Raw genomic sequence first — 26,029 nt, 5'->3', positions numbered from 1 at the left:
CAAGGCTTAACGCATAGGCGTTAAGAAAATGCTTGCGTCATTTAACTACGACCAATACAGTCGTAGTTATCCGGTGCGGGCAACAACACCCTGCGTCCGGCAAACAACAGCCCTTTTTTCTCGGAGCAGAACATGAAACAGCACATCCTGATCATCGGCGCCGGCTTCGGCGGTATGTGGAGCGCCCTCAGCGCCAGCCGCCTGCTGGACCAGCACGGGCGCAACGATGTCACTGTCAGCGTGCTCGCACCGCAAGCCGAACTGCGCATCCGCCCGCGCTTCTACGAAACCGCTGTGCAGCAGTTGAAAGCGCCGCTGGCCGAGCTGTTTGCCGCGGTGGGGGTGAACTTCATCCAGGGCGCTGTGGACCAGATCGATGTGGCCGAAAAGCGCGTCGGCTACCGCGACGGCCAGGGCCGCCCGCAGGTGCTGGGCTACGATCGGTTGGTCATGGCCAGCGGCAGCGGTGTGGTCCGCCCAGCGCTGGCCGGGCTTGAGCAGTACGCCTTCGACGTCGACCAGATCGAATCGGCCAGCCGCCTGGAGCAGCACATCGAAGCCCTAGCCCTGCGGCCTGCATCAAAGGCGCGCAATACCGTGGTAGTGGCCGGCGGCGGCTTCACCGGCATCGAGACCGCCACCGAAATGCCCGCCCGCCTGCGTGCGGTGCTCGGCGAAGATGCCCAGGTGCAGGTGATCATCGTCGATCGCGGCAACAAGATCGGCGCCGCCCTGGGCGAAGGCATCAGCCCGGCAATCATCGAAGCCTGCACGGCGCTGGGGGTGGAGTGGCGCCTGAATGCCTCGGTGGCTGGCGTCGATGCCGATGGCGTGACCCTCGCCGATGGCCAGCGCATCGAGGCCGCCACCGTGGTCTGGACCGTCGGCGTGCGCGCCAGCGCCCTCACCGCACAAGTCCCGGGGCAACGCGATGGCCATGGCCGCCTGCATGTCGATGACAACCTCAAGGTCATTGGCCAAGCGCATGTATTCGCCACCGGTGACGTCGCCTACGCCGCCACCGACGACCTGGGCAACCACGCCTTGATGACCTGCCAGCACGCCATCGCCCTGGGCCGCCACTCGGGCAACAACGTCGCCGCCGACCTGCTTGGCGTCGAGCCGACGCCATACCGCCAGCCCAAGTACGTCACCTGCCTGGACCTGGGGGCCTGGGGCGCGGTGTACACCGAGGGCTGGGAGCGTGAGGTGAAGCTGATCAAGGAGGAAGCCAAAGCCCTCAAGCAGCAGATCAACTCGGTGTGGATCTACCCGCCGGCGGCCGATCGGGCGGTTGCCCTGGCGGCGGCCGATCCGCTGATTCCGGTTGTGGCCTGAACGGCTCAGGCGTGTGACAGCAACGGGAACATCAGTTGGGCGTCTTCGATGAATTGGCCGGCCCGGCCGAGCACGAACAGGCTGTCATCCGACACCAGCGGCTGCGCCTCGAAGCCGCTGCTATCCAGCGGCGCAAACCCCAGCACCACCCGGGTGGTCTGGGGTGTGCTCAGTTCTGCAATCAGTGCCTGCAGGTCGAGCGCACGCCTTGCGAACACCTCATAGAGCGTCATCACCCCGTCGACGATTTCCATCACCACATAGGCCTGCAGCGCTGGCGAGTAGTGAACGCAGTCTTTGAAAAACGACGTGCAATAGAACATCGTCTGGTCAGGGTTGCTGCGCATCGCCAGGCGTGCAACGGGCACGGCACTGTCAACCGCGCTGATGAAGCGCTGGCGCTCGAGCAGGTCGTCCATGTCGACCCGGTGGAAGCTGCAAGGCCTGTCCGCTGGGGTTAGCGCCGCGCTGTATTCATGTTCGAGCACCCGCGCAAAACCGAATTTCGGGTAGTAATCCAGCACCGTGTCGTTGGCAAACAGGTAGACCAGTTCGCACTGGCCCTGCCATCTGTCCAGCACCCGCTCCAGCAACACGCGGCTCAGGCCCTGGCCGCGATACTCCGGTGCGACCATCACCGTGCCCAACTGGATGCCACGCCTGGGTTCGCCGAGCACATCAAAATGCATCAGGTTGACCGAGATGTTGGCCACGATGCGCCCGTCATGGGCCAACGCCCACGGCTGGTAGCCTTCGCCCCAATAGCCGTCCTGGTACCACTGTTCGAAATCAAATTCGAAGGTCTGGTGGGTCAAGGCGTTGAAGCTGGCGCGCAGCCGGGTATCGTCCTTGAAGTTTTCCAGCAGGCTGAACTGCTGGCCTGCGATCGACAGGTCCATGCGCATTTCTCTTGGTTTTTGTCTGGCCGCCACCCTATTACTGCGGCCAGGAACAATCTGTAGGTAAATTGTAAAGCGGGCCGGACGCGGGTGATTGCACCTTGCCTCTCCGCACAGGTAAGATTGAGAACGATTCACACTCACACCTTCGGGAACGCCAACCGGTGCCAACCTCTTCCACCCGCAAGCTGGGCTTTTTTTTCAGCGACCATCACCGGTGGCTCCTGCAGCATATCCATAAGCGCCTGCGCAACCGCGCCGACGCCGAAGACACCGCCGCCGAGACCTTCTGCCAGATGCTCGCCGCCCAGGTCGACCCGGCCAGCATCCAGCAGCCGCGCGCCTACCTGTCGACCATCGCCCGCCGGCTGATCTTCGACCGCCATCGTCGGCGCCAGCTGGAGCTGGCCTACCTGGAACGCTTGTCGGCGCTGCCCGAGCCCCTGGCGCCCTCCCCCGAAGAGCAACTGCTGCTGATCGAGGCGCTGGTGAGCATCGACCAGGTGCTCGACGGCCTGCCGATGATCGTCAAGGCCACCTTCCTCTACAGCCAGCTCGACGGCATGAGCTACGTCGATATCGCGCGCAAGCTCGACATCTCCGAGCGCACGGTCAGCCGCTACATGAAGCAAGCCCTGAGCCAGTGCTACCTCAGCGAGCTGGCGCCATGAGCCAGCGCCGCCTCGAGCCCAGCGCCGAAGCCGCTATCGACTGGATGGTGCGCCTGAGTTCGGGCAACACCGACGCCCAGGTGCACAGTGAGTTCAGCCAGTGGCTGGGCAGCGACCCGGCCCACGCCCAGGCCTGGGCGCGCTTGCAGGAGCGTCTGGGTGGCGCCTGCCAGACCGTGCGCAACTTCGAGCGGCGTGCCCCAGGCCAGGCCGGTGAGGCGCGCCAATTGCTGCTGCAAACCAACGGCTCGCGGCGCGAGCTGCTGCGTGCCTTCGTCGGTATCGGTGTGCTCGGCGGCGGCCTGTGGCTGGGCGCGCGCAGCGAGGTCGGCCAAGAGCTGCTGGCCGATTTGCGCACCGCCAAGGGCGAGCGCCGCGACTTTACCCTCGCCGATGGCAGCCGCCTGAGCCTGAACGCCGGCAGCGCCGTCGACTTGCAGTTCGATGGCCAGCAGCGCTTGGTGATATTGCGCCGTGGCGAGCTGATCATCCAGGTCGCCGCCGACCCGCTACGGCCGTTACGGGTGCGCAGCGCTCAGGGCGAAATGCGCGCCCTGGGCACGCGCTTTCTGGTCAGCCAGCAAGCCCAGGCCACGCGCCTGGTGGTGCTTGAGCACTCAGTGCGCGCGCGGCTGTTCAACGGCAGCGAGCTGGACGTGCAGGAAGGCCAGGCCGCGCTGCTCGGCGGCGAACGCATCGAAGCCCTGGGCAACGGCGAGCGCCAGCGCGCCGACTGGCTCAGTGGGCGCCTGAACGTGCTGGATGACTCCCTCGAGTCGGTGGTCGAGGCGCTGCGCCCTTACTACCGCGGCTTTGTCCGGGTCGAACCCGAGGTGCGCGGGCTGCGCGTGCAAGGGGTGTTCCCGCTGGATGAACCGCAACGGGCCTTCGCCGCACTGGCTGAAACCCTGCCGCTCACGGTCGATCACTACAGCCCGTGGCTGACGTTGATTGGGGCGAAAACCCCGGCGCAAAAATAATTTATGCAAATCACTCGTATTTGTGTCCGGTTTTCATTTCTCATTGCACCTATCTCCTGACACGCCAACATAATCAGGAGAATTCCGTGCTCAACCCTTGGTCCCACGCCCTTCCTGTCGCCGTGGCCCTGGCCACGCTGGCCAGCGCCGCCCAGGCCCAGGAACAGGCCCTGAGCTTCAACCTGCCCGCCGCCGCCCTGGCCAGCACCGTCAATGCCATCGCCAGCCAGAGCGGGCGCATCGTGTCCCTGGACCCGGCGCTGGTACAAGGCAAGCAGGCACCGGCGATCGTCGGCCGGATGAGCGCCGTGCAGGCCATGCAAAAGGCCCTGGCCGGCAGCGGCCTGCAGTTGCTGGTCACCGAACAGGGCAACTTCAGCGTGCTGCCGAGCATCGACGCCGGCAACGCCCTGGAGCTGGGTGCGACCAATATCAACGGTATCGGCAGCGGTCTGGACCCGGCCACCACCGAGGGCACCGGCTCCTATGCGGCGCGGGCCACGACCATTGGCAAGGGCAGCCATACCCTGCGGGAAATTCCGCAGTCGGTCACGGTCATGACCCGCCAGCAGATGGACGACCAGAACATCGTCGACCTCAAGGACGCGGTCAACCAGACCACCGGCCTGGTCGGCCTGCAGGGCGTGGGCCCGGGCCTGATCATTACCTCGCGCGGTTTTCAGATCGACGACTGGCAATACGACGGCGTGGCGATCCCGCGCAACAACTATTCGCTGGGCAACTGGGCGACCCAGGACCTGATCTTCTTCGACCGCATGGAAGTACTGCGCGGCTCCTCCGGCCTGCTGCAAGGCACCGGCAGCCCGGGCGGCGCCGTCAACCTGGTGCGCAAGCGCGGCCAGGCTGCGCCCACCGTGACCGTCACCGGCAAGGCCGGCAGCTGGGACCACTACGGCCTGCAACTGGACGCCGGCGGCCCGTTGAACGATGCCGGCACCGTGCGCGGGCGCTTCGTTGCCGACGAGGACCAGAGCGATTCGTTCGTCGACTACGAATGGAGCAAGACCCACTCGCTGTACGGCGCGCTGGACTTTGACCTGAACGAGGCCACCACCCTGGGCCTGGCGATCAGCCAGTCCAATGCCGAGTCGCGGCCGATGCTGCGCGGCCTGCCGCGCTATGTCGATGGCAGCGGTCTGGATGTATCGCGCTCGACCTTCACCGGCTCGCGCTGGAACCACCTGGAGATCGACGTCACCACCCTGTACGCCGACCTCGAGCACCGCTTCAACGACGACTGGAAATTCCACGTTGGCGCCATTCGCATGAGCGAGACCAACAAATCGACCCACCAGCGGGTACAAAGCACCGGCGACGGCATCAACCTTGACGGCAGCGGCCTCACCTATGCCGACTGGATCACCGATTTCGACTCCACCAAGGTCGGTGTCGACATGAACCTGGTGGGCAAGTTCGACGCCTTCAACTTCGAGCAGGAACTGACCCTGGGCGGCAACTACTCGAAACTGACCACCGATGACCGCTTTGCCCGCGCCTTCAATCCCACCAGCGACAGCATCTTCGGTATCGACCATCATCGCCCGGAAATCAGCACCGAAAGCCTGCTGGCACAACGCACCGGGCGGGGCCTGACCGGCGCCTACGACATTCGCCAGAAAGGCCTGTATGGCGCCTGGCGGGTCAAGCTGGCAGAGCCGTTGACCCTGGTACTCGGTTCGCGGGTCAGCTGGTTCGACTACCGCTATGATGCGAGCGACTACTTTGGCGGCACCGGTGTCGTCTCTGTCAACCCGACCAGCACCATGACCGAAAGCGGCGAGGTTACCCCGTACGCCGGCATCATCTACGACCTGAGCCGCGAATGGTCGCTGTATGCCAGCTACACCGACGTCTTCGTACCCCAGACCGAACGTGCAGTCGGCGGCGCGGCGCTCAAGCCGATCATTGGCAGCAACTATGAAATGGGCATCAAGGGCGAACTGCTCGATGGCCGCGTCAACACCTCGCTGGCGGTGTTCCGCTACGACCAGGAAAACCGCGCGATCACCGACGTTGCCTCAGGCTTTGCCTGCGATGACTGGTATTGCTCCACCGCCGCCGGCAAAGTGCGCAGCCAGGGTATCGAGGCCGAAGTCAGTGGCGAAGTGCTCAGCGGCCTGCAGCTGTTTGCCGGCTACACCTACAACACCACCACCTACCTCGACGACCCGGACAACAAGGGCAAGGTGTTCAGCACCTGGACGCCCAAGCACATGTTGCGCATGTGGGGTAACTACCAGCTGCCGGGTGACTGGAGCAAGGCCAGCGCCGGTCTGGGCTTTACCGCGCAAACCCATACCCTGGGCTACGAGCACACCTACGACGTGCCCGGCTACGCCGTGTGGAACGCGCGTCTGGCGTACCAGCTGACGCCGGAAGTGGGCCTGGCGCTGAACGCCAACAACCTGTTCGACAAGCACTACTACATCGCTGCCTACAACCAGCTCAACGGCAACAACAACTTCGGCGACCCGCGCAACTTCACCTTCAGCGTGAAGTACACGCCGCAGTTCTAGGTTGTCAGTGCTGGCCCTATCGCGGGTCAAGCCCGCTCCTACAGGTTTGAGGTGATCTCTGTGGGAGCGGGCATCAATCAGGCAACAGCGCTACAACGGCCACTGCGCCAGCGGCCAGTACTGCCCCTTGCGCGATTCGAACAAGCTGAAGTGCCGCGCGCGCAGGATAAATTCTGCCGGCACCAGCGCTTCGGGCTCACTGCCACGGTAGTCGCGGGCCAGTGTCAGGTGCGGGCGGTAGTCCCGTGGGTCCTCGGTAAAACCCAGCGCCAGCATCGCCTGCTGCAGGGCATACGCCAGCTGGCGCAACGCCGCCGGCGTCTGGCTGGGCACCAGCACCAGCGCCTTGGCCGGGCGCCACACCTGCAAACGGTCGAGCACCACTGTCAGGGGTTCGCCCGCCACCTTCACGCCCGCTGCGCCGGCCAGAATCGCCGGTAACTGCGCAGTGCCCGCCGCACCGACGAACATCAACGTCAGGTGAAAGTTCGCCGACGGCACCGGTCGTGCGCTTTTCAGTTCCAGCTCGCTGCGCCAGCGGGCAATCGCCCGGCGCTGTTGCGGTGCGCAATCGAGGGCAAAAAACAGCCGCTTGAACGGCTCACCGGTATCGCCATTGCCTGGGTCCATGCCTCGTCATCCTGTGCGTTTTGGGACTGTTGAGACTCTACCGCCAGTTACGCCATGGCGGCGAGGACTGGAATTCTCACGAACTTATCTGCGTTAGCCACCCGCTGAATCGTTCACGCAAACACTTGCGCCTAGCACTATGGTCGGACACATAACCGGTAACAATTACTACAAACCGTGATCACGATTGTTTATGCTGGCCGGCTTATGCCATGGCGCATCGCCACATCGACAAGTATCCGCCCATGAAAATCTTCTTCGTTTTACTGTTTGTTTTCTCGATTGCCTACGTTCATTTCAGAGGCAAAGTCAGGCACAAAGTCACCCGCCAGTTGGGTGATCACTCAAGCTTCCTGGCCCCGGTCAACGTCTTTCTGTACCTGTTCTCCAAGCTGCCGGCCAAACCGTACCTGCCGGTCGAGTCATTCCCCGAGCTCAAGCCGCTGCAGGACAACTGGCAGGAAATTCGCGCCGAAGCCCAGCAGCTGCTGCACGTCGGCGAAATCAAGAGTTCGCAGAACTACGACGACGTCGGCTTCAACTCGTTCTTTAAAAGCGGCTGGAAGCGCTTCTACCTGAAGTGGTACGGCGAGAGCCACCCTTCGGCAATGAAGCTGTGCCCGCGCACCACCGAGCTGCTGCAGGGCATCGGCACGGTCAAGGCGGCGATGTTCGCCACCCTGCCGCCGGGCTCCAAGCTGGTGCGCCACCGCGACCCCTATGCCGGCTCGTATCGCTATCACCTGGGCCTGGATACGCCCAATGACGACGGCTGCTACATCTGCGTCGATGGCCAGAACTACGCCTGGCGCGATGGTGAAGGGGTGATTTTCGACGAGACCTACATCCACTACGCCTCGAACCAGACCGAGCACAACCGCATCATCCTCTTCTGCGACGTCGAGCGCCCGCTCAAGTACCGCTGGGCCACGGCGTTCAACCGCTGGTTCAGCAAGAACGTGATGGCAGCCGCCGCGGCGCCGAACGATGCCGGCGACAAAACCGGCGGCATCAACCGCCTGTTCACCCGCATCTACAAGATCCGCGAACGCGGCAAGGCCCTGAAAAAACGCAACCGCACCCGCTACTACCTGGAGAAATGGGCAGTGGTGGCGGCCTTGGTGCTGGTGTTCATCTACATCTGATTCAGACCGCTGTCGCTGGCAAGCCAGCTCCTTGTAGGAGCGGGCTTGCCAGCGATGGCACCCCTGCCAAAGTCCTGCCTTTCCCCGACCATCGACCAACGGCGCCCCGCCGGCAAAAAAACTAGCTTCACTGTTCTAGTTGCCAACCACACCAAGGTGAAGACAATGAGCATGATGGACTGGGATGCCTACCGTAAGCAGTTGATGGCCGGCATCGGCGATCTCAAGCAACTCTCTCCCGACACGGTCAACGGCTACATGACCGCCAGTGGCGCCGGGGCCAAGACCAACCACCTGGATGCCAAGACCCGCGAGCTGATCTCGCTGGCCGTGGCGGTCACCACCCGCTGCGACGGCTGCATCGCCGTGCATTCGGCCCAGGCGGTCAAGCACGGCGCGAGCCGCGAGGAAATCGCCGAAGCCCTGGGCGTGGCCGTGGCCATGAACGCCGGGGCGGCGCTGGTGTACTCGGCGCGGGCACTGGATGCCGTGGGCAAGGCCGGGCAGTAAGGCCGACCCTGAGTGCGCGGCCTGCGCCGCGCCTCACCCACTTCCTGGCGTTTTCGCATAAGCTAGCGGGCGAACCGTTTCCAGGACACCCCCATGATTCACATCCGCCCCATGACCGCCGCTGACTTCGAGCTCTTCTGGCCGACCTTCCAGGCCATTGTCAGCGCCCGCGAAACCTACGCCTTCGACCCGGCCATGAGCCAGGAGCAAGCCCGCCAGCTGTGGCTCGACGCACCGTTGCAGACCCTGGTGGCCGAAGAAGATGGCGTGCTGCTCGGTTCCTACTTTCTCAAGGCCAATGCCGCCGGCCCCGGCAACCATGTCAGCAATTGCGGCTACATGGTCTGCGACGCCGCCCGTGGCCGCGGCGTGGCGCGCTTGATGTGCGAACACTCGCAGCGCCTGGCGCGGCAACTGGGTTTCCTGGCCATGCAGTTCAACTCGGTGGTGTCCAGCAACGAGGTGGCGGTGGCCTTGTGGCAGAAGCTCGGCTTTGCCATCGTCGGGCGCTTGCCCAACGCCTACCGGCATGCGCGCCTGGGGCTGGTGGACAGCCTGGTGATGTACAAGTGGCTTGAGGAGCCGAAGCAGCCAATGCTGATCGGGCGCAAGAACATCGAGGCGGTGGTGTCGCGCAAGCGCGGGCGTTGAGACGTCGCTGTCTGAGCTGGACTCATCGCTGGCAAGCCAGCTCCCACAGCTACGGTGCACACCGAACCCTGTGGCAGCCGGCTTGCCGGCGATGCTGTTGACCTAGAAGCGCCACCCAAAAACTGATCTGTTCAGATACGCAAGCCGTTGACTGCAAAGGTTTTCGGTGTTCAGATGCGCGCCAGTTTCAGGTGTCCTGCGCCGCCGTGCGCAGGGTGAAACGGGAAGCCGGTGCGTCATGCAAATGACTAGTCCGGCGCTGCCCCCGCAACGGTAAGCGAGCGAAGCCTTCGAAACACCACTGTGCCTTGGCATGGGAAGGTGAAGGCCTTCATGACCCTCGCAAGCCCGGAGACCGGCCTGAAGCTTCTGTTTGGCAACCCCGCGGTGGGCGGGCGCAGGCCGGTTGGCGTCCGCCTGCGCGTGCGCCATGCCTCCATGCGTTGTTCCCTCCGGGATTCATTCTTCCTGTTGACTGTGGAACGACATGTCCCGTACTTCCAAGCTTCACACCCTGGCGGCCAATGCCCTGGCCCCCTGCCTGGCCTTCTCTGCGCCAGCTTTCGCCGATGACCCCAGCCCCTCTGCGCTGGCCCTGCCCTCGACGGCCATCACCAGCAGCAGCGACAACCAATCCGTCAGCCTGGCCACCCCGCTGCCCGCCGGCTCGCGCCTGAACCTCAGCGCCATGGACACCCCGGCCAGCACCAGCAGCCTGGGCAGCGAGGCCATCGACGGGCGCAACAACCTCACCGTGCAGGATGCCGTGACGCGCTCGCCGGGCATCACCTCGGTGGCCACCCCGGGCAACGGCAACACGGCGCTGTCGGCCCGTGGCTTCAGTGGCCACGGTTCGGTGATGACCCTGTTCGACGGCGCGCGGATGTACACCGGCGCCGGCACCCAGAGCTTTCCGGTCGACCCGTGGATGATCGAGCGCATCGACGTGATCCGCGGCCCGGCCTCGGTGCTGTATGGCGAAGGCGCCACGGGTGCGGTGATCAACGTGATCCCGAAAAAGCCCTTTGCCGGCGAGATCCGCAACCACCTGCGCCTGGGCTACGGCTCGTACGACCGCCAGCAACTGGGCCTGGACAGCGGCGGTTCGCTGAGCGAGCGGCTGAGCTACCGGATGACCCTCAACCGCCAGCAAAGCAACGGCTGGATCGACCGTGGCGACTCGAAGAACCTGGCCATGAGCGCCGCCCTGCGCTTCGACGCCAGCGACGACCTGAGCTTCACCCTGGCCCACGAGCGCGGCGACGCCGAGCCGATGAACTACTTCGGCACGCCGCTGATCGACGGCCACTACCGCGACAGCCTGAGCAAGAAGAACTACAACCTCAAGGATTCGGCCCAGCACTACCACGACGAGTGGACGCGCTTTAACACCGACTGGACCATCAGCGACTCGATCAGCGCCAGCAACCAGCTCTACTACCTCAAAAGCCGCCGGCACTGGCGCAACGCCGAGGACTACAGCTGGAACAGCGGCGTTGGCCAGCTTGAGCGTGGCAGCTACCTGGAGATCAAGCACGACCAGGAACAGCTCGGCGATCGCCAGAGCTTCACCTTCGACCACTCGCTGTTTGGCCTGGCCAGCAAGACCGTGGTCGGCGCCGAGTACAACCGCATTCGTTTCGGCATCGACAGCAACTCGCCGTACAACGATATCGGCGGCGATTTCATCGACCCGTGGCAGCCGGCGCCGGGCTACTTCCACAGCGCCAGCCCGACCCGCGCGCAAACCGACAGCACCACCCGCACCTTCGCCCTGTTCGCCGAGAACCGCACCCAGTTGTCGGAGCGCTGGTCGCTGGTCACCGGCATTCGTCGCGACCAGAACCACATTGACCGCAACAACCTGGTCAACGACACCCGCAGCGACCGCAGCCTCAATGGCGGTAACTGGCGCGCCGGCCTGGTGTTCGCGGTGAATGAGCAACTGAGCCTGTACGGCCAGTACTCCACCAGCGAGGATGGCGTCAGCGACCTGGTGACCCTGAGCCCGACCCAGCAGCAGTTCGACCTGACCGAAGCCAAGCAGACCGAGTTCGGCCTCAAGCAGCTGTTCTGGGACGGCCGTGGCGAGTGGACCCTGGCGGCCTATCACATCGTCAAGAAGAAGCTGCTGGTCGACAACCCCGACACCCACCAGAAAGAACAGGCCGGCCAGCAGACCTCCGATGGCCTGGAAGCGACCCTGGAACTGGCCCTGGCCAACCAGTGGCAGGTTTCGGCCAACGCCTCGGTGGTACGCGCCAAATACGACGACTTCGACCAGGTAGTGAACGGCCAGAGCGTTTCCCGCGCCGGCAACCGCCCAAGCAACGTGCCACGGCGCACCGCCAACCTGTGGGTCAGCAAGGGCTTTGGCGACGACGTCGATGCCGGCCTGGGCCTGCGTTATGTCGATGAGCGCTATGCCAACACCGCCAACTCCCAGAGCGTGCCGGGCTTTACCGTGGTCGATGCCAACCTGGGCTGGCAGGTGCTGCCGGATGTGCGCCTGGGCTTGCAGTTGAATAACCTGCTGGACCGGCGTTATGCGGCCACCGCGCATAGCGGCGAGCAGTGGTTGATGGGGCAGCCGCGGTCGTATTTTGCGACGCTGGATTACACGTTCTGAGGTGAGGCCATCGCGGGGCAAGCCCGCTCCTACACAGGCTGTGGGAGCGGGCGTGCACCGCTAATCCGGCAAGCTATAACGCTCGGCAAAGTACTGGCGAAAAAACTCCACCGCCACCCGCACCTTGGCCGAGCTGGCCAAGGGCGAGGTGTACACCGCCCAGATGTCCGCCGGCTGGTGATACTCCGCCAGCACCTGCACCAGGCGCCCGTCGGCCAGGCTGTCGTGCACATCCCACCACGAGCGCAGCAAAATCCCGCGGCCATCCAGGCACCACTGGTGCGCCACTTCGCCGTGGTTGCTTGACAGGCTGCCGGTCACCCGCACGCTCTCCTCGCCATTGGGCCCTTGCAGCTGCCAGACACCAAACGGGTGGTCGCGCTCCTTGATCACCAGGCAATCATGGCTGGCCAGCTCGGCCAGCACCCCGGGCGTGCCGCGCCGGGCCAGGTAGGCCGGCGAGGCACACAGCACCCGGCGGTTTCGGGCCAGCGGCTTGGCAATCAGGTTGGGGGCGATGGCGTTGCCGACGCGGATGTCCAGGTCGACGCCCTCTTCGATCAGGTCCACCAGGCGGTCATGCACGTCCAGGCGTACATCCAGGCGCGGGTAGCGCTCGGCCAGCTCCGACAGCGCCGGGGCAACGAAGCGCCGGCCCAGGCCCAGGCTGCTGGCAATCCGCAGTTGGCCCACCGGCTCGCGGTGCTGGGCGCTGATGTCGTCGCCCATGCGCTGCACCGCATCGAAAATCTGCTGCGCCCACTGGTACACCCGCTCGCCCTCCTCGCTCACTGTCACCCGCCGGGTGGTGCGGTGCAGCAGGCGCACTTCAAGGGTTTGCTCAAGCACGCGGATGCGCTTGCTGATGAACGCGGCCGACATGCCGAGCTCTTCGGCCACCGCCGCGAAGCTGGCGCGCTTGGCCACCTGAAGGAAGATATTGAGGTCGTCGAGGCTGGGAAGATTATTCACGATGCGTGCACTAAGAATCCATGAATCACGAGATTATCTCTGAATCCTGCCCTTATAGCATGAGCCGCACCTGTTCCCTAGACAACGAGTGCGCCCCTCATGAGCAAGACTTTCAGAATCGCCGCAATTCCCGGTGACGGCATCGGCAACGAAGTCCTCCCCGAAGGCATCCGCGTGGTCGAAGCCGCCGCGCGCAAGCATGGCCTGGACATCAGCTTCGAGTTCTTCGAATGGGCGAGCTGCGACTACTACCTGGCTCACGGCAAGATGATGCCGGACGACTGGTTCGAGCAGCTCAAGGATTTCGACGCCCTGTATTTCGGTGCAGTGGGCTGGCCCGACAAAGTCCCGGACCACATCTCGCTGTGGGGCTCGCTGCTGAAGTTTCGCCGCGACTTCGACCAGTACGTGAACATCCGCCCGGTGCGCCTGTTCCCTGGCGTGCCCTGCCCGCTGGCTGGCCGTGAGCCGGGCGATATCGATTTCGTGGTGATCCGCGAGAACACCGAAGGCGAATACTCGTCCCTGGGCGGGCGCATGTTCGAAGGCACTGACAACGAGTTCGTGCTGCAGGAGTCGGTGTTCACCCGCCGTGGTGTCGACCGTATCCTCAAGTACGCCTTCGAGGTGGCACAAACCCGCGAGCGCAAGCACGTGACCTCGGCGACCAAGTCCAACGGCATGGCCGTGAGCATGCCCTACTGGGACGAGCGCACCGCAGCCATGGCTGCCAATTATCCGGACATCACCTGGGACAAGCAGCACATTGATATCCTCTGCGCCCGCTTCGTGCTGCAGCCGGATCGCTTCGATGTGGTGGTGGCCTCGAACCTGTTCGGCGACATCCTCTCCGACCTCGGCCCGGCCTGCGCCGGCACCATCGGCATCGCGCCATCGGCCAACCTCAACCCCGAGCGCAAATTCCCGTCGCTGTTCGAGCCGGTGCACGGTTCGGCCCCGGACATCTACGGCAAGAACATCGCCAACCCGATCGCGATGATCTGGTCGGGCGCGCTGATGCTCGAGTTCCTTGGCAACGACGGCGCCGACCCGCGCTACCGCGCCGCCCACGACGACATCCTCAAGGCCATCGAGCAGGTCATTGCCGCCGGCGACACCACCCGCGACATGGGCGGGCAGAAGTCGACCCAGCAAGTCGGCGAAGCCATCAGCGCGCTGATCGAAGGTTGAGGACCAGGGGCCGATTGTCAGAATTGTCTGACAAAACGGCCCCTTGGCTCTTGCGGGTGAAGCGGATTATCTGCAGAATCTGTTAACCAAAAGATTCACGTTAACCATTAGTTAACATAGAAGCAGGGAGTGCTGCCGCAACACCCCGGAGTGCCTGCCGGGTATAGCTAAGAACGCCAACGTCCAGGAGACGATGATGTCGCACAAAAATAAAAAGATAGATGTGTTCCTGATTACCGTGAGTTTGATTGCCGTGCTGCTCACTGTCATCGGCCTTGCAGCCTTCCCGGGCGAAGCCGAGCACGCGGCCAACCAGTTGTTCGAACTGTCGACCCGGACCTTCGGCACCAGTGTCCAGGTGCTGGTGTTCGGCAGCTCGCTGGCGGTGCTGTACCTGGCCTTCAGCAAGTACGGCAACATCCGCCTGGGCAGTGGCAAACCCGAGTACGCCACCGCCACCTGGGTGTTCATGTTCATCTGCGCCGGCATGGGTTCCTCGACCCTGTACTGGGGCGTGATGGAATGGGCCTACTACTACCAGACCCCGGGCCTGAACATCGCCGCCGCTACCCCCAAGGCGCTCGAGTACAGCATCAGCTACTCGTTCTTCCACTGGGGCGTCAGCGCCTGGTCGATCTATGCCCTGGCCTCGCTGGCCATGGCCTATCACTTTCATGTACGCAAGAAGAGCGGCCTGAACCTGGCCTCGATCGTTGAAGCGGTGACCGGCTTCAAGGCCACCGGCCCGGTCGGGCGCAGCGTCGACCTGATCTTTTTGCTGACCATGATGGGCGCACTGACCGTGTCGCTGGCGCTCACCGCCTCGACCCTGACCCGCGGCCTGCATGACCTGGCTGGCACCCCGGACACCTTCACCGTGCAACTGCTGGTGATCGGTGCGGTGGCGGTGATGTTCTCGCTCAGCTCCTACATCGGTATCGATGGCGGCCTGCAGCGCCTGAGCAAGATGGTCTGTATCGGCGCCCTGGTGTTTGCCCTGGTGGTGCTGCTGGTCGGCCCGACCCAGTTCACCATCAACAACACCGCCAACTCGATTGGCCTGATGATCCAGAACTACGTGCACATGAGCCTGTTCACCGACCCGGCCGGCGATGGTGCCTTTACCCGCAACTGGACGGTGTTCTACTGGCTCTGGTGGGTGTCCTACGCGCCAGGCGTGGCCATGTTCGTGACCCGCGTATCGCGCGGCCGGCAAATCAAGGAAGTGGTCATGGCCCTGCTGCTCGGTGGCAGCTTCGGTTGCTGGTTCTTCTTCGGTGCGCTGGAAAGCTACAGCATGCACCAGTTCATCACTGGCGCCGTCGACGTGCCGAAGATGCTCAGCGAACAAGGCGGCGAATCGGCGGTGACCCATCTGCTGCTGGCCTTGCCGTGGGGCCAGGTGTTCCTGGGCGTGTACCTGTTCATCATGGCGATCTTCTGCGCCTCGCACATGGACGCCGCCGCCTATGCCGTGGCCGCCACCAGCACCCGCAACCTGCGTGAAGGCGACGACCCGACGCCGACCCACCGCCTGTTCTGGTGCGTGGTGCTGACCCTGGTGCCGCTGGCCATGCTGTTCGCCAAGGCCTCGTTGTCGACCATGAAGACCGCCGTGGTGCTCACCGCCATCCCGTTCATGGTGATCCTGCTGGTGAAGATCTACGGCTTCTTCAAATGGATGATCGAAGACTACGGCCAGGTCCCGGCCTACCGCATCGAGGAAGAAGCGGCGCGCATGGCCGGTGAAGAACCGGCGCAAAAAGCCCCGCGCAGCGCCGCCGCCGTGCACTGATCACACACCTGTGGGAGCGGGCTTGCCCCGCGATAGCGATCTGAGCCATTGCAGGCCTAATCGCGGCGCAAGCCCGCTCCTACAACAGCAGTACATTTTTTTGCCTGATTTGTTAACTGATAGATACGCGTTAACCAATAACTAAAAACCGTGCTTGTGAGACCCCTATCATGAATGACTTCAAACGCCTGCCCGCCGATTTCTGCGCCAACGCCGAAGAGGCGTTCACCATCCCAGCGAGCTTCTACACCCAGGCCGCGGTGTTCGAGCACGAGAAAGAAAACATCTTCGCCCGCAGCTGGATCTGCGTCGGCCACCGCAGTGAAGTGGCCGAGAACAACGCCTACATCACCCGTGAAGTGATCGGCGAAAGCATCATCGTCGTGCGCGGTCGCGACAGCATCCTGCGCGCCTTCTACAACGTCTGCCCGCACCGTGGCCACCAGTTGCTCAGCGGCAGCGGCAAGGCCAAGAACGTCATCACCTGCCCGTACCACGCCTGGACCTTCAAGCTCGACGGCGACCTGGCCCACGCGCGCAACTGCGACAACGTGGTCAACTTCGACAAAGAGAACTCGACCCTGGTGCAGCTGCGCGTCGAAGAATACGCAGGCTTCATCTTCATCAACATGGACATGCAAGCGGGTTCGGTCGAAGACCAGCTGCCCGGCCTGCAAGCGCGCATGCGTGAAGCCTGCGGCGTGATCGACGACCTGCACCTGGCCGCGCGCTTTGTCAGCGACACCCCGGCCAACTGGAAGTCGATCGTCGACAACTACCTCGAGTGCTACCACTGCGCCCCGGCCCACCCGGGCTTCTCCGACTCGGTCGACGTCGGCCAGTACAGCCACAGCATGCATGGCAACTGGACCCTGCAGTACGGCCTGGCGAAACCTTCGGAGCAGTCGTTCAAGTTCGACGAAAGCGTCAAGGACCCCTCCTTCGCAGGTTTCTGGGCCTGGCCGTGCACCATGTTCAACGTGCCGCCAGGCGCCAACTTCATGACCGTGATCTACGAGTTCCCGGTCGATGCCGAAACCACCCTGCAGCACTACGACATCTATTTCCTCAACAAGGACATCAGCGAAGAGCAGCAAAAGCTCATCGACTGGTACCGCGAAGTGTTCCGCCCCGAAGACCTGCGCCTGGTCGAGAGCGTGCAGAAAGGCCTCAAGTCTCGCGGCTATCGTGGCCAGGGCCGGATCATGGCCGACCGCGAGCGCAGCGGCATGAGCGAGCACGGCATTGCTCACTTCCACAACCTGATCGCCGTCGCCCACCTCAACGACTGATACCGCCCGCCGCAGGCCTGACCGCCTGCGGCGCGCTTCGGAGTGCCTTGCGTGAAACTCAATGACAACAAGCTGTTCCGCCAGCAGGCCTACATTGCCGGGCGCTGGTGCGACGCCGATGACCGGCGCAGCCTGCCAGTAACCGACCCGGCCACCGGCGAGCTGCTCGGCAGCGTGCCGCTGATGGCCGGCAACGAAGCGGTGCGCGCCATCGAAGCCGCCGAAGCGGCCCTGGCCGACTGGCGCGGGCGCACCGCCAAGGAACGCGCCCAGGTGCTGCGCCGCTGGTTCGAGCTGCTGCTCGAACACGAACAGGACCTCGCCCGGCTGATGACCTTCGAACAGGGCAAGCCGCTGCACGAAGCCCTGGGTGAAATCCGCTACGCCGCCTCCTTCGTCGAATGGTTCGCCGAAGAAGGCAAGCGCGTCTATGGCGACGTGATCCCCAGCCCCGCCAACGACAAACGCCTGCTGGTGATCAAGCAAGGCATCGGCGTGTGCACCGCCATCACCCCGTGGAACTTCCCGGCGGCGATGATCACCCGCAAGGTCGCCCCGGCCCTGGCCGCCGGCTGCACCATGGTGGTCAAACCGGCCAACGAAACACCGTTCTGCGCCCTGGCCCTGGCCGAGCTTGCCGAGCGCGCCGGGGTACCGGCCGGGGTATTCAGCGTGGTCACCGGCGATGCCCCGGCGATTGGCGCGCAGTTCACCGGCCACCCGAGCGTGCGCAAGCTGAGCTTCACCGGCTCCACGCCAATCGGCCGCCTGCTGATGGGCCAGTGCGCCGAGACCATCAAGAAAGTCAGCCTGGAACTGGGCGGCAACGCGCCGTTCATTGTCTTCGCCGATGCCGACATCGACGCGGCGGTCGAAGGCGCCATCGTCGCCAAGTACCGCAACGCCGGGCAGACCTGCGTGTGCGTCAACCGTTTCTACGTGCACGACAGCGTGTATGAGCAGTTTGCCCAGCGCTTCGTCGAACGCGTACGCGCCCTGGAAGTCGGCCATGGCAGCGCCGCCGGCAGCCAGATCGGCCCGCTGATCAGCGACAAGGCGGTGGCCAAGGTGCGCAGTCTGATCGACGACGCGCTCGGCAAAGGCGCCGAGCTGGTGCTCGGCGGCAAGGCCCATGCCCTGGGCGGCAACTTCTTCGAACCCACCGTGCTGGCCAATATTGGCCCGGGCATGGAGCTGCTCGAAGAAGAAATCTTCGGCCCGGTGGCGGCGCTGGTGCGCTTTAGCAGCGACGAGCAGGTCATTGCCCTGGCCAACGCCACCCAGTACGGCCTCGCCGCCTACTTCTACAGCCGCGATATCGCCCGGGTGTTCAAGGTTGCCGAGCAGCTGGAGTACGGCATGGTCGGGGTCAACACCGGGCTGATCTCCAACGAGGTCGCGCCGTTCGGTGGCATCAAGCAATCGGGCCTGGGCCGTGAAGGCTCCAAGTACGGCATCGAGGATTATCTGGAAATCAAATACCTGTGCCTGGCGGTCTGAGCACAGGTTCCGACACGCGGCAGGGCCTGCCGCGTGCTGTTGCAGTCGAGGTGAAACATGGCCAACAAGTATGAAATGTTCAGCGTGCAGGTAACCGAAGTCGAACAGGCAACGCCGCTGATCAAGCGCTTCACCCTGGCCCGCGAAGACGGCGCGCCGATGCCCGCCTTCACCGGCGGCAGCCATGTCATCGTGCAGATGCAGGGCGCCGATGGCAGCCAGTTCAGCAACGCCTATTCGCTGATGAGCGATCCGCGCGACACCCGCAGCTACCAGATCGGCGTGCGCCTTGAAGAGCAGTCCAAGGGCGGTTCGGCGTTCATGCACCAGCAGGTGCAGGTCGGCAGCCGCCTGACCATCTCCTCGCCGAACAACCTGTTCGCCCTCGACCCCAGCGCCGGGCGCCATGTGCTGATTGCCGGCGGCATCGGCATCACGCCGTTCCTGGCCCAGTTGCACGAGCTGGAAGGTGGCGGCGTCGACTACGAGCTGCACTACGCCTTCCGCGCCCCGGAGCACGGTGCTTTCCAGCAGCAGCTGGAAAGCGGTCCGCATGCCGGCAACACCCGTTTCTACATCGACAGCCTCGAGCGCAAGCTCGACCTCGCCGCGCTGTGCGCCGGCCTGGCTGACGATGCCCACCTGTATGTGTGCGGGCCCAAGCCGCTGATCGATGCGGTGATCGCCACCGCCGCCAAGGCCGGCATCGGCGAGCAGCGCGTGCACTGGGAGCAGTTCGCCGCCGCCCCGGTGACCGGCGCCGCCTTCACCGTGGTGCTGGCCCGTTCCGGCACCGAGCTGCAGGTCGAGGAAGGCATGACCATCCTCCAGGCCATCGAGAAGTCCAAGGCCGCCAAGGTCGAATGCCTGTGCCGCGAAGGCGTGTGCGGCACCTGCGAGACAGCGATCCTTGAAGGCGAGGCCGAGCACTTTGACCAATACCTGAGCGATGACGAAAAGGCCGCGCAGCAGAGCATGATGCTCTGTGTCTCGCGGGCCCGCTCGGCGCGCTTGGTGCTGGATCTGTAGGCATCAAGCTCCAAGTTTCAAGCCTCAAGCTGCAAGACAGGTACGCTCAGGCTCCTCTTGCAGCTCGAAGCTTGAAGCTTGAAGCTGCCCCACAGGTATACTGGCAGGCTCTTGGCCCCCGATCAGGACACCCTGCCGATGATGGAAAACAGTTTCGCCTTTCGCCTCAAGGAACTGCTCGAGCATCACAAGCTGACGTTGCAAGCCGTCGGCACGGCCCTGGGGATCTCGCGCACGGCGGTACACAAGTGGACCCGCGGCGGCGAAATCGACTACGACAACCTGCGCAAGCTGGCCGATTTTCTCAAGGTCAACTGGATCTGGCTGCGCTACGGCGAAGAAGCCCTGCAGAACATCCAGCAGCCGCAGGTGGTCGAGCTGCCGATGACCGACCTGCGCCGGCGCTACACCGCCCAGATCATGGAAAGCGAAACGCGCATGAAGCTGGCCCAGGAAGGTGCGCGCATCGTCACCTGGGAGTGGAACCTGATCAGCGACGAAGTCACCTACTCGCCCAACGTCGAGCAGGTCTATGGCTGGCCGGTGCATCGCAACGAAGACTTCTGGGCCCACCTGCCGGCCGAAGACGTCGAGCACATGCAGGCCATGTACGCCCAGGCGGTGGCCGACGGCAGTGGCTGCGAATGCGATTTTCGCATCACCCGCCCCGACGGCGAGGTGCGCTGGATTGCTTCCCGGGCCACGGTGCTGCGCGACAGTGCCGGGCGTTCGGTGAAGATGGTCGGCATCAGCATGGACAACACCGAGCGCAAGGTCGCCGAAGAAGAACTGCGCAACAGTGAAGAGCGCTTCCGGGCGATCTTCGAACTGGCCTGGGGCGCCCTCGCCTACATCGACCCCGACGGCAGCTGGCAGCGGGTCAACAACAGCCTCTGCGAGCTGCTCGGCTACCGCGCCGAAGAACTCTACGGCATGACCTTCCAGCAGATCACCCACCCCGATGACCTGGCCGCCAACCTGCAGTTGCTGCAGGCCATGCTCGCGGGCCAGAGCGAGCGCTACGAGGTGGAAAAACGCGTGCGCCGCAAGAACGGCGAGTACCTCTGGGTGCGCGCGCGCACCTCGCTGCAGCGCCGCCAGGACGGTGCGCCGGAGCACCTGATCAGCGTGTTCGAGGACATCAGCGCCGAGCGCTGCGAGCACGAGCGCCTGCAGGCGCATATCGCCGGGCTCGAAGCACGGCTGACAGAAAAACCCTAAGCCCACTCATCGCTTATCGGGAGCGCCAAGGATGCTGCCAGGTTCCACCTCCACTTCTGCCCGGGTCGCGCGCCTGCGCGGCAGGGTCGGCTTGTATTTTGTCGCCGCGCTGTCGGTGCTGGCCGGCATGACCGACGCCATCGGCTTCATGGCCACCGGCGATTTCGTCTCGTTCATGAGCGGCAACACCACGCGCCTGGCGGTATCGCTGGGTGCCGGTGAGCTGGCGCCGATCCTGCGCATTGGCGCGGTGCTGCTGGCCTTTGTCGTCGGCAATGCCCTGGGCGTGGTAATCGCGCGCCTGAGCGGCCGCCGCCCGTGCCCGCTGCTGCTGATCATCGCCGCGCTGCTGGGGTTGGCGGCACTATTGCCCAGCACCCTGCAACTGCCGGCACTGGTCTCGGCCGTCACCGCCATGGGCATGATCAACGCGGTGGTTGAAGAGGTGAACGGCCTGCCGATCGGCCTCACCTATGTCACCGGCGCGCTCTCGCGCTTTGGCCGGGGCCTGGGCCGGGCGCTGCTGGGCGAGCGCCGGCAAGGCTGGCGGGTGCAGTTGATTCCGTGGACCGGGATGTTCGTCGGCGCCGTGCTCGGGGTGCTGCTGGAGCAGGCCTTCGATCTGGCCGCACTGCTGTTCAGCGCCCTGCTGGCCGCCGCGCTGGGCTTGATCTCGCTGAAGATCCCGCGGCGCTGGCAGCTCAGGTACATGCCGCGCTAGGCCGCTTTACAGGCAGGTGGCCAGGGCCGCCATGCGCCGCAGGGCGACGTTGTCGTTGTGCTTGGCGTAGTAACTGACCGCAGTGCTGGCGCCCTGGGCCTTGATGTCGGCAAAGGACTCCGCCTCGCGGGTGTAGACGGTGAAGCCGCCTTGCTTGCCAGGCTCGAGGTAGCCGCTGGCATCGACCCCGAAGACGTCCTCGTCCTGCCAGCCGAACTGGATGCACTGGGCAACCACATCCGCCGCCTTGGTCGAGGTGAAGGCCTTGGTCGGCGCCTGGCCGCGCGCCGCCTCCATGGCCGATGACGCACACCCGGCCAACAACGCTGCAGCGACCATCGCCATTACTACCCGCATGACTCATCCTCGTCAGAAAAAAGACGTGACTGTAGCATTGCCCGGGCGTCAAAGAGACAACCCGCGTGCATAAAGCCGCGGTTTCATCTGCCAAGGAAGCGCACCATCAGAACCCTCGCCTGCCTGCTGCTCAGCAGCACCCTCGCCCTCTCTGCCTGCGGCTCGATCATGGGCCGGGGCTCGGGCTACTACTCCGAGCGCCCCTCCGATGGCGCCTTCATGGGCAGCCGCTCGAATGTGGCGATGCTGTTCGCCCCGACCTACCTGCAGTACTGCTGGCCAACCCTGGTCTGCCCGGCGGCCTTTATCGTCTCGCTGCCGGTGGACGTGACCCTGGACGTGGTGCTGCTGCCCTACGACATCGCCCGGCGCTGATGCCGGGCAAATTCACAGGGTGGCGACAATAAAGGTGCGCTTGAACGGGAACAGCGTGCGGCCGTCGTCCTCCTGCGGGTAGTGCGCGTGCAACAGCTTCAGGTACTTGTCGAGAAAGGCCTGGCGTTCGACCTCGTCCAGGGCAGTGAGCACCGGGCGCAGGGCCGAAACCTTGACCCAGTCGAAGATCGGCGAATTGCCCTCGACCACCTGCAGGTGCTCGGTCTCCCAGATGTCCAGCTCGCGGGTCAGCGGCGCCAGCAAGCGGTAGTAGCTGTCCAGCGTCAGCACATTGCGCGCGGCCATGAACTTGCGCAGCTCCAGAGTCCCTAACGGCCGGCCACTGGGCCCGGGCTCGCTGAGGGCGCGCAGCATCAACTGGTACCAGGGCGCATCGCGCCAGTTGGGCATGTGCGCCGCCAGGCAGCCGCCCGCCTGCAACTGCCCGAGCAGGCGCGGCAACAGGCTTTCGTGGTCTTCGATAAAGTGCAGCACGGCGGCAGCGAACAGCAGGTTGGCCGGTTTTTGCGCCTGCCACTGGCTGACATCGACATGCAGCCAGTTGACGCTGATCGGCAGTGCCAGCGCCTCCTGGAGCATCTCGACCGAACTGTCGACGCCGAACAGCTCGGCCCGTGGCCAGCGCTCGGCGAGCAGGCGCGTGGCGATGCCGGTGCCGCAGCCCAGGTCATAGATGCATTCGGGTGAGTCCAGGTGCAGGTGGTCGAGCAATTCCAGCACCGGGCGTTCGCGCAGGCGGGCAAACTGCAGGTAGCTTTTGGGGTCCCAGGCGCTGTTGGCGCCGGGTGCGGTGGTGCGTTTACGCTGTTCGAGCATGACGGTGGTCCTCTAGCTCCGTGCGATCAATCCTGTCGTCCAATGACATTCAATACTCTGAGTACCAGGGCAAGCCCTCGACGGGTGTGCGGGTCTCGTAGCAGCAACAGCAGGCCATACAGGCTGGGGGTGGGTTGGTTGCGGGTTTGCGCCGAGGCCATGCGCAAGGCATTGCCCAGGTTCCAGCTCAGGGCCGTGGCCTCCTCGAACAGCCCCGAGAGTTTCTCGACCATGGCCGCATCGAGCAGGTCGACGAGGTCGGCGCTCAGTGACAGCAGGTCGACGACGTTGTCCAGGCGGCCGCTGTCGAGCAGCGGCTGGAGTTTGCGCACCAGGGCGTCCAGGCCCGGGTTGGCGCTCACTACGGCGGGTGAATCGATAGCATCCATGACACTCGGCTCCTCCCGTTGTCGGGTCAAAGCATTCCACGGGCCACGGCCCAGTACAGGCCGCGGTTGAATCCATTGCGCAACAGGCTGCCAAGCTTGGTCGGCGGCGTCGGCAGCACGTCGTGAAGGTAGTCGTAGCACAGCGGCATGCCCATCCCCAGGCCCATCTGCGCCGCAGCCTGGACCTTGCCGTCGTACACCGCGCAGGTGCTGCCCAGGCGGATTTCGCCGGCGATGTTGTTGGCGATTATCGGTGCCTGGTTATGGCAGGCGCCGCCGGCCTTGCTGATCGGCAGGTCGACGCTGTCGCCGATCACATACACGCCGTCCAGGCCATAGACCTGCAGGGTTTCGTGGTTGGTCGGCAGCCAGCCTTCGTTGTTCGGCGCGCGCGAGGCGCCGCTGTGCAACACAGCATCCACCGCGCGGATTGGCGGCGTGGCCATGAGAATGTCGAACGGCTGCGCGTCGCCCTCTTCGGAGTAGGCAATGCGCTGTTCGGGGTCGACCTTGCTGAGGGTGAAGCCGCGCTGGAAGCGGATGTTCTTCTGCTCGAAAATGCCCGGCAGGATCTCGCCGGTGGGCCGCTGCAAGAACAGGCAATTGCGCAGCAGCTGCGCGGTGCTCGGGTAGGTGTAGATGATCTCGACCTTGTCGCGCACCCCGCGCTGGCGCAGGTAGTCGTCGAGCATCAGGGTGGTTTCCACCGGAGCGATGCCGCATTGGTGCGGCACGTTGGGGGTTTGCGGAAACGACACGGTGATGAAAATCCGCCCCTTCTCGATGCTCGCCAGGCGCCGCGCCAGTTGCCGCGCCGGCTCGTACTGGTAGAAGTGGTCACCGGCCTCCTGCAGGCCCTCGATACGCTCCGGGGCGGGCACGCAGCCAGTGGCGATCACCAGAAAGTCATAGCCGTAGCGCTTGCCTGAGCGGGTGTGCAGGGCCTGCCCGGCGAAATCGAAGTGGGTGACTTCCTGCACCTGGAAGTCGATTTCCGGGCGCAGCAACGAGCGCTGCGGGCGCTTGAGCTCGTTCTCGAAGAACTGGTTGAAGGCCACGTACATGAACGCGGGCTTGTAGTAGTGATCGGGGGAATTGGACAGCAGGGTCACGCGCACCTGCTCGCTGAGCACTTCCGGGTAGAGCTTGCTTACCAGTTGATTGGCCAGCATCGTGCCGCCGACGCCGCCACCCACAATGACAATATGCCTGGCCATTGAGTCGCATCCCTGCTGTGGATCCAATCCACATGGTTAAAGCACCGGCGACAATAAGCAAATACTCCTTGGCTATAAGTGTTAATCCATTGGTGCAAGAATTGCGAGCGCATCAGGGGGTTGCTGCCAATCCAGGCCGTGCGTTAAAGCCCCAGGAATGCGACCATCGCCCCACCTCGCAAGGATCAGCGCCATCACCATGCACGTCTCCCGCACCACCCTGATCATCCGCCGCATCGGCGCCTGGCTGCTCGATACCCTGCTCGCCCTTGGCGCCTGGTTTGTGCTGGCCGTGCTCGGCTATGGCCGTGGCGAAGACGGCATGCTGCTGATGCAGCTGCTGTACTTCCCGGTATTTGAATACCTGATGCGCGGGCGAACCCCGGGCAAGCTGCTGCTGGGGCTGACGGTGATCAACCGCGCCGGCCAGCCGCCGAACCTGTTGCAGGCGCTGGTGCGCGGCATCACCCGGCCGTTCGAGGCCGCCTTTGGCCTGATCGTCATCTGGCTGTGCGCCGAGTCGCGCCATTGCCAGCGGCCCGGCGACTGGCTGGCGCGCACCTATGTGATCGACAGCCGCGACCTCAGGGTGCTGCGCCAGCAGGCAGGCACCGGCTAACTTACAAAGCCTCGTCGGCGTCCTCGTCTTCTTCGACTTCACGCTTGTTGGCCATGCCGTTCATCAGCCCTATCACCCCCGCCACGTACAGCCCGGCCAGGCACATGATCACCGAGGGCTCGACGCCGAAGATCATCTGCGAGATACCCGCTATCGCCAACACCAGCAGGCCGCCGAAGACGTTGGTGTCGATGTTGTGGTGATTGAGCAAAAACGTGCCCAGCAACGCCAGGGCCACCAGGCTGAAGCAGATGGCGATGTAGGAGTAGGCCTTGAAATCCCAGATCAGAAAGACATTGATCGTCGAGGTGTAGTTGATGATGTAGCCGATCAGCGTGATGCAGCCAATGAAACCCAGGGCCACGGCGGTGCCCTTCCAGTTGCTGGTGTTGTGGTCCAAAACGTTCTTCCTTGAATGAGCAAAAATCGGCGGCCACTCTACCACCGATCCGCGGCAATGCCCCGCACGCTGCAGCACATCAACGAACTGGCGCTGATTTTCTGCCAGACTTGCAGCCTTCAGG

25 protein-coding genes and 1 riboswitch are annotated in these 26,029 nt (G+C 64.2%); of the genes, 17 read left to right on the top strand and 8 right to left on the bottom strand.

Annotated elements, in window-relative coordinates; genetic code table 11:
* The first annotated feature begins 132 nt into the window (after nt 1-132).
* On the top strand, nt 133-1,338 hold the full coding sequence (locus UB48_RS23060) for an NAD(P)/FAD-dependent oxidoreductase (protein ID WP_045201264.1): 1,206 nt from the start codon (nt 133-135) through the stop codon (nt 1,336-1,338).
* Between the two features lie 5 nt (nt 1,339-1,343).
* Here UB48_RS23060 and UB48_RS23055 read toward each other — a convergent pair whose 3' ends face one another.
* A complete protein-coding gene (locus UB48_RS23055; protein ID WP_052676558.1) occupies nt 1,344-2,237 on the bottom strand; it encodes a GNAT family N-acetyltransferase in 894 nt (297 codons plus the stop codon).
* A gap of 164 nt (nt 2,238-2,401) precedes the next feature.
* Between UB48_RS23055 and UB48_RS23050 the strand changes: the two genes are divergently transcribed.
* The 3 genes from UB48_RS23050 (at nt 2,402) to UB48_RS23040 (ending at nt 6,425) form a co-directional block, all read left to right on the top strand.
* A complete protein-coding gene (locus UB48_RS23050) occupies nt 2,402-2,908 on the top strand; it encodes a sigma-70 family RNA polymerase sigma factor (RefSeq protein WP_045201262.1) in 507 nt (168 codons plus the stop codon).
* On the top strand, nt 2,905-3,888 hold the full coding sequence (locus UB48_RS23045; protein WP_045201261.1) for a FecR domain-containing protein: 984 nt from the start codon (nt 2,905-2,907) through the stop codon (nt 3,886-3,888). Before UB48_RS23050 ends, UB48_RS23045 begins: the two co-directional genes overlap by 4 nt.
* Nucleotides 3,889-3,974: 86 nt before the next feature.
* Complete coding sequence (locus UB48_RS23040) at nt 3,975-6,425, top strand: TonB-dependent receptor (protein WP_045201260.1); 2,451 nt, start codon at nt 3,975-3,977, stop codon at nt 6,423-6,425.
* 90 nt (nt 6,426-6,515) lie between these two features.
* Here UB48_RS23040 and thpR read toward each other — a convergent pair whose 3' ends face one another.
* A complete protein-coding gene (gene thpR, locus UB48_RS23035) occupies nt 6,516-7,055 on the bottom strand; it encodes an RNA 2',3'-cyclic phosphodiesterase (protein ID WP_045201259.1) in 540 nt (179 codons plus the stop codon).
* A 245-nt stretch (nt 7,056-7,300) separates the two neighbouring features.
* Here thpR and lpxO point away from each other — a divergent pair, with 245 nt between their 5' ends.
* From lpxO to UB48_RS23015, 4 genes are all read left to right on the top strand, one after another.
* Nucleotides 7,301-8,200: a lipid A hydroxylase LpxO gene (gene lpxO / locus UB48_RS23030; RefSeq protein WP_045201333.1), complete on the top strand. Its 900-nt coding sequence runs from the start codon at nt 7,301-7,303 to the stop codon at nt 8,198-8,200.
* Nucleotides 8,201-8,365: 165 nt separating this feature from the next.
* Complete coding sequence (locus tag UB48_RS23025; RefSeq protein WP_045201258.1) at nt 8,366-8,710, top strand: carboxymuconolactone decarboxylase family protein; 345 nt, start codon at nt 8,366-8,368, stop codon at nt 8,708-8,710.
* A gap of 93 nt (nt 8,711-8,803) precedes the next feature.
* Nucleotides 8,804-9,361: a GNAT family N-acetyltransferase gene (locus tag UB48_RS23020; protein ID WP_045201257.1), complete on the top strand. Its 558-nt coding sequence runs from the start codon at nt 8,804-8,806 to the stop codon at nt 9,359-9,361.
* 172 nt (nt 9,362-9,533) lie between these two features.
* Nucleotides 9,534-9,740, top strand: a riboswitch (cobalamin riboswitch).
* A 108-nt stretch (nt 9,741-9,848) separates the two neighbouring features.
* Nucleotides 9,849-11,990: a TonB-dependent siderophore receptor gene (locus UB48_RS23015; RefSeq protein WP_045201256.1), complete on the top strand. Its 2,142-nt coding sequence runs from the start codon at nt 9,849-9,851 to the stop codon at nt 11,988-11,990.
* Between the two features lie 60 nt (nt 11,991-12,050).
* Here UB48_RS23015 and UB48_RS23010 read toward each other — a convergent pair whose 3' ends face one another.
* Nucleotides 12,051-12,962 carry a LysR substrate-binding domain-containing protein gene (locus tag UB48_RS23010; RefSeq protein ID WP_045201255.1) on the bottom strand — a complete coding sequence of 304 codons (912 nt, stop codon included), beginning with the start codon at nt 12,960-12,962 and terminating at the stop codon, nt 12,051-12,053.
* Between the two features lie 99 nt (nt 12,963-13,061).
* Here UB48_RS23010 and UB48_RS23005 point away from each other — a divergent pair, with 99 nt between their 5' ends.
* From UB48_RS23005 to UB48_RS22975, 7 genes are all read left to right on the top strand, one after another.
* Nucleotides 13,062-14,153, top strand: a complete 1,092-nt coding sequence (locus UB48_RS23005) for a tartrate dehydrogenase (RefSeq protein WP_045201254.1) — start codon at nt 13,062-13,064, stop codon at nt 14,151-14,153.
* Between the two features lie 196 nt (nt 14,154-14,349).
* A complete protein-coding gene (locus UB48_RS23000) occupies nt 14,350-15,948 on the top strand; it encodes a BCCT family transporter (RefSeq protein WP_052676557.1) in 1,599 nt (532 codons plus the stop codon).
* Nucleotides 15,949-16,118: 170 nt separating this feature from the next.
* On the top strand, nt 16,119-17,240 hold the full coding sequence (locus tag UB48_RS22995; protein ID WP_045201252.1) for an aromatic ring-hydroxylating dioxygenase subunit alpha: 1,122 nt from the start codon (nt 16,119-16,121) through the stop codon (nt 17,238-17,240).
* A 51-nt stretch (nt 17,241-17,291) separates the two neighbouring features.
* Complete coding sequence (locus UB48_RS22990; protein ID WP_045201251.1) at nt 17,292-18,740, top strand: NAD-dependent succinate-semialdehyde dehydrogenase; 1,449 nt, start codon at nt 17,292-17,294, stop codon at nt 18,738-18,740.
* Between the two features lie 57 nt (nt 18,741-18,797).
* On the top strand, nt 18,798-19,769 hold the full coding sequence (locus UB48_RS22985; RefSeq protein ID WP_045201250.1) for a PDR/VanB family oxidoreductase: 972 nt from the start codon (nt 18,798-18,800) through the stop codon (nt 19,767-19,769).
* A gap of 138 nt (nt 19,770-19,907) precedes the next feature.
* Nucleotides 19,908-20,990 carry a helix-turn-helix transcriptional regulator gene (locus tag UB48_RS22980; RefSeq protein ID WP_045201249.1) on the top strand — a complete coding sequence of 361 codons (1,083 nt, stop codon included), beginning with the start codon at nt 19,908-19,910 and terminating at the stop codon, nt 20,988-20,990.
* Nucleotides 20,991-21,021: 31 nt separating this feature from the next.
* A complete protein-coding gene (locus UB48_RS22975; protein ID WP_045201248.1) occupies nt 21,022-21,711 on the top strand; it encodes a YoaK family protein in 690 nt (229 codons plus the stop codon).
* Nucleotides 21,712-21,717: 6 nt separating this feature from the next.
* Here UB48_RS22975 and UB48_RS22970 read toward each other — a convergent pair whose 3' ends face one another.
* Complete coding sequence (locus UB48_RS22970; RefSeq protein WP_045201247.1) at nt 21,718-22,068, bottom strand: DUF2322 family protein; 351 nt, start codon at nt 22,066-22,068, stop codon at nt 21,718-21,720.
* Nucleotides 22,069-22,236: 168 nt separating this feature from the next.
* On the opposite strand from UB48_RS22970, the gene UB48_RS22965 reads away from it, so the two are divergent.
* Nucleotides 22,237-22,443: a YceK/YidQ family lipoprotein gene (locus tag UB48_RS22965; protein WP_052676556.1), complete on the top strand. Its 207-nt coding sequence runs from the start codon at nt 22,237-22,239 to the stop codon at nt 22,441-22,443.
* A gap of 12 nt (nt 22,444-22,455) precedes the next feature.
* Here UB48_RS22965 and UB48_RS22960 read toward each other — a convergent pair whose 3' ends face one another.
* From UB48_RS22960 to UB48_RS22950, 3 genes are read right to left on the bottom strand one after another with little or no spacing between them, the layout of a single operon-like run.
* Complete coding sequence (locus tag UB48_RS22960; RefSeq protein ID WP_045201245.1) at nt 22,456-23,280, bottom strand: methyltransferase domain-containing protein; 825 nt, start codon at nt 23,278-23,280, stop codon at nt 22,456-22,458.
* Nucleotides 23,281-23,306: 26 nt separating this feature from the next.
* The gene (locus UB48_RS22955; RefSeq protein ID WP_045201244.1) at nt 23,307-23,669 is read right to left on the bottom strand and encodes a DUF1641 domain-containing protein; all 363 of its coding nucleotides are present in this window, start codon (nt 23,667-23,669) and stop codon (nt 23,307-23,309) included.
* 26 nt (nt 23,670-23,695) lie between these two features.
* Nucleotides 23,696-24,886, bottom strand: coding sequence for an FAD/NAD(P)-binding oxidoreductase (locus tag UB48_RS22950; protein WP_045201243.1), 1,191 nt, complete (start codon nt 24,884-24,886; stop codon nt 23,696-23,698).
* A 199-nt stretch (nt 24,887-25,085) separates the two neighbouring features.
* Here UB48_RS22950 and UB48_RS22945 point away from each other — a divergent pair, with 199 nt between their 5' ends.
* Nucleotides 25,086-25,505: an RDD family protein gene (locus UB48_RS22945; RefSeq protein ID WP_045201242.1), complete on the top strand. Its 420-nt coding sequence runs from the start codon at nt 25,086-25,088 to the stop codon at nt 25,503-25,505.
* A gap of 1 nt (nt 25,506) precedes the next feature.
* Here the strand turns inward: UB48_RS22945 and UB48_RS22940 are convergent, their stop codons facing one another.
* A complete protein-coding gene (locus UB48_RS22940; RefSeq protein WP_045201241.1) occupies nt 25,507-25,905 on the bottom strand; it encodes a hypothetical protein in 399 nt (132 codons plus the stop codon).
* Nucleotides 25,906-26,029: the final 124 nt, after the last annotated feature.

This window comes from Pseudomonas sp. 2(2015), assembly GCF_000955865.1.
Lineage (GTDB): Bacteria > Pseudomonadota > Gammaproteobacteria > Pseudomonadales > Pseudomonadaceae > Aquipseudomonas.
This window is presented reverse-complemented; position numbering and strand designations above follow the sequence as displayed.

Coding starts and splice junctions, on each gene's coding strand:
- UB48_RS23060 (WP_045201264.1), top strand. CDS start 133: ATGAAACAGCACATCCTGATCATCGGCGCCGGCTTCGGCGGTATGTGG.
- UB48_RS23055 (WP_052676558.1), bottom strand. CDS start 2,237: ATGGACCTGTCGATCGCAGGCCAGCAGTTCAGCCTGCTGGAAAACTTC.
- UB48_RS23045 (WP_045201261.1), top strand. CDS start 2,905: ATGAGCCAGCGCCGCCTCGAGCCCAGCGCCGAAGCCGCTATCGACTGG.
- thpR (WP_045201259.1), bottom strand. CDS start 7,055: ATGGACCCAGGCAATGGCGATACCGGTGAGCCGTTCAAGCGGCTGTTT.
- lpxO (WP_045201333.1), top strand. CDS start 7,301: ATGAAAATCTTCTTCGTTTTACTGTTTGTTTTCTCGATTGCCTACGTT.
- UB48_RS23025 (WP_045201258.1), top strand. CDS start 8,366: ATGAGCATGATGGACTGGGATGCCTACCGTAAGCAGTTGATGGCCGGC.
- UB48_RS23020 (WP_045201257.1), top strand. CDS start 8,804: ATGATTCACATCCGCCCCATGACCGCCGCTGACTTCGAGCTCTTCTGG.
- UB48_RS23015 (WP_045201256.1), top strand. CDS start 9,849: ATGTCCCGTACTTCCAAGCTTCACACCCTGGCGGCCAATGCCCTGGCC.
- UB48_RS23005 (WP_045201254.1), top strand. CDS start 13,062: ATGAGCAAGACTTTCAGAATCGCCGCAATTCCCGGTGACGGCATCGGC.
- UB48_RS23000 (WP_052676557.1), top strand. CDS start 14,350: ATGTCGCACAAAAATAAAAAGATAGATGTGTTCCTGATTACCGTGAGT.
- UB48_RS22995 (WP_045201252.1), top strand. CDS start 16,119: ATGAATGACTTCAAACGCCTGCCCGCCGATTTCTGCGCCAACGCCGAA.
- UB48_RS22985 (WP_045201250.1), top strand. CDS start 18,798: ATGGCCAACAAGTATGAAATGTTCAGCGTGCAGGTAACCGAAGTCGAA.
- UB48_RS22980 (WP_045201249.1), top strand. CDS start 19,908: ATGATGGAAAACAGTTTCGCCTTTCGCCTCAAGGAACTGCTCGAGCAT.
- UB48_RS22975 (WP_045201248.1), top strand. CDS start 21,022: ATGCTGCCAGGTTCCACCTCCACTTCTGCCCGGGTCGCGCGCCTGCGC.
- UB48_RS22970 (WP_045201247.1), bottom strand. CDS start 22,068: ATGCGGGTAGTAATGGCGATGGTCGCTGCAGCGTTGTTGGCCGGGTGT.
- UB48_RS22965 (WP_052676556.1), top strand. CDS start 22,237: ATGGGCCGGGGCTCGGGCTACTACTCCGAGCGCCCCTCCGATGGCGCC.
- UB48_RS22960 (WP_045201245.1), bottom strand. CDS start 23,280: ATGCTCGAACAGCGTAAACGCACCACCGCACCCGGCGCCAACAGCGCC.
- UB48_RS22955 (WP_045201244.1), bottom strand. CDS start 23,669: ATGGATGCTATCGATTCACCCGCCGTAGTGAGCGCCAACCCGGGCCTG.
- UB48_RS22950 (WP_045201243.1), bottom strand. CDS start 24,886: ATGGCCAGGCATATTGTCATTGTGGGTGGCGGCGTCGGCGGCACGATG.
- UB48_RS22945 (WP_045201242.1), top strand. CDS start 25,086: ATGCACGTCTCCCGCACCACCCTGATCATCCGCCGCATCGGCGCCTGG.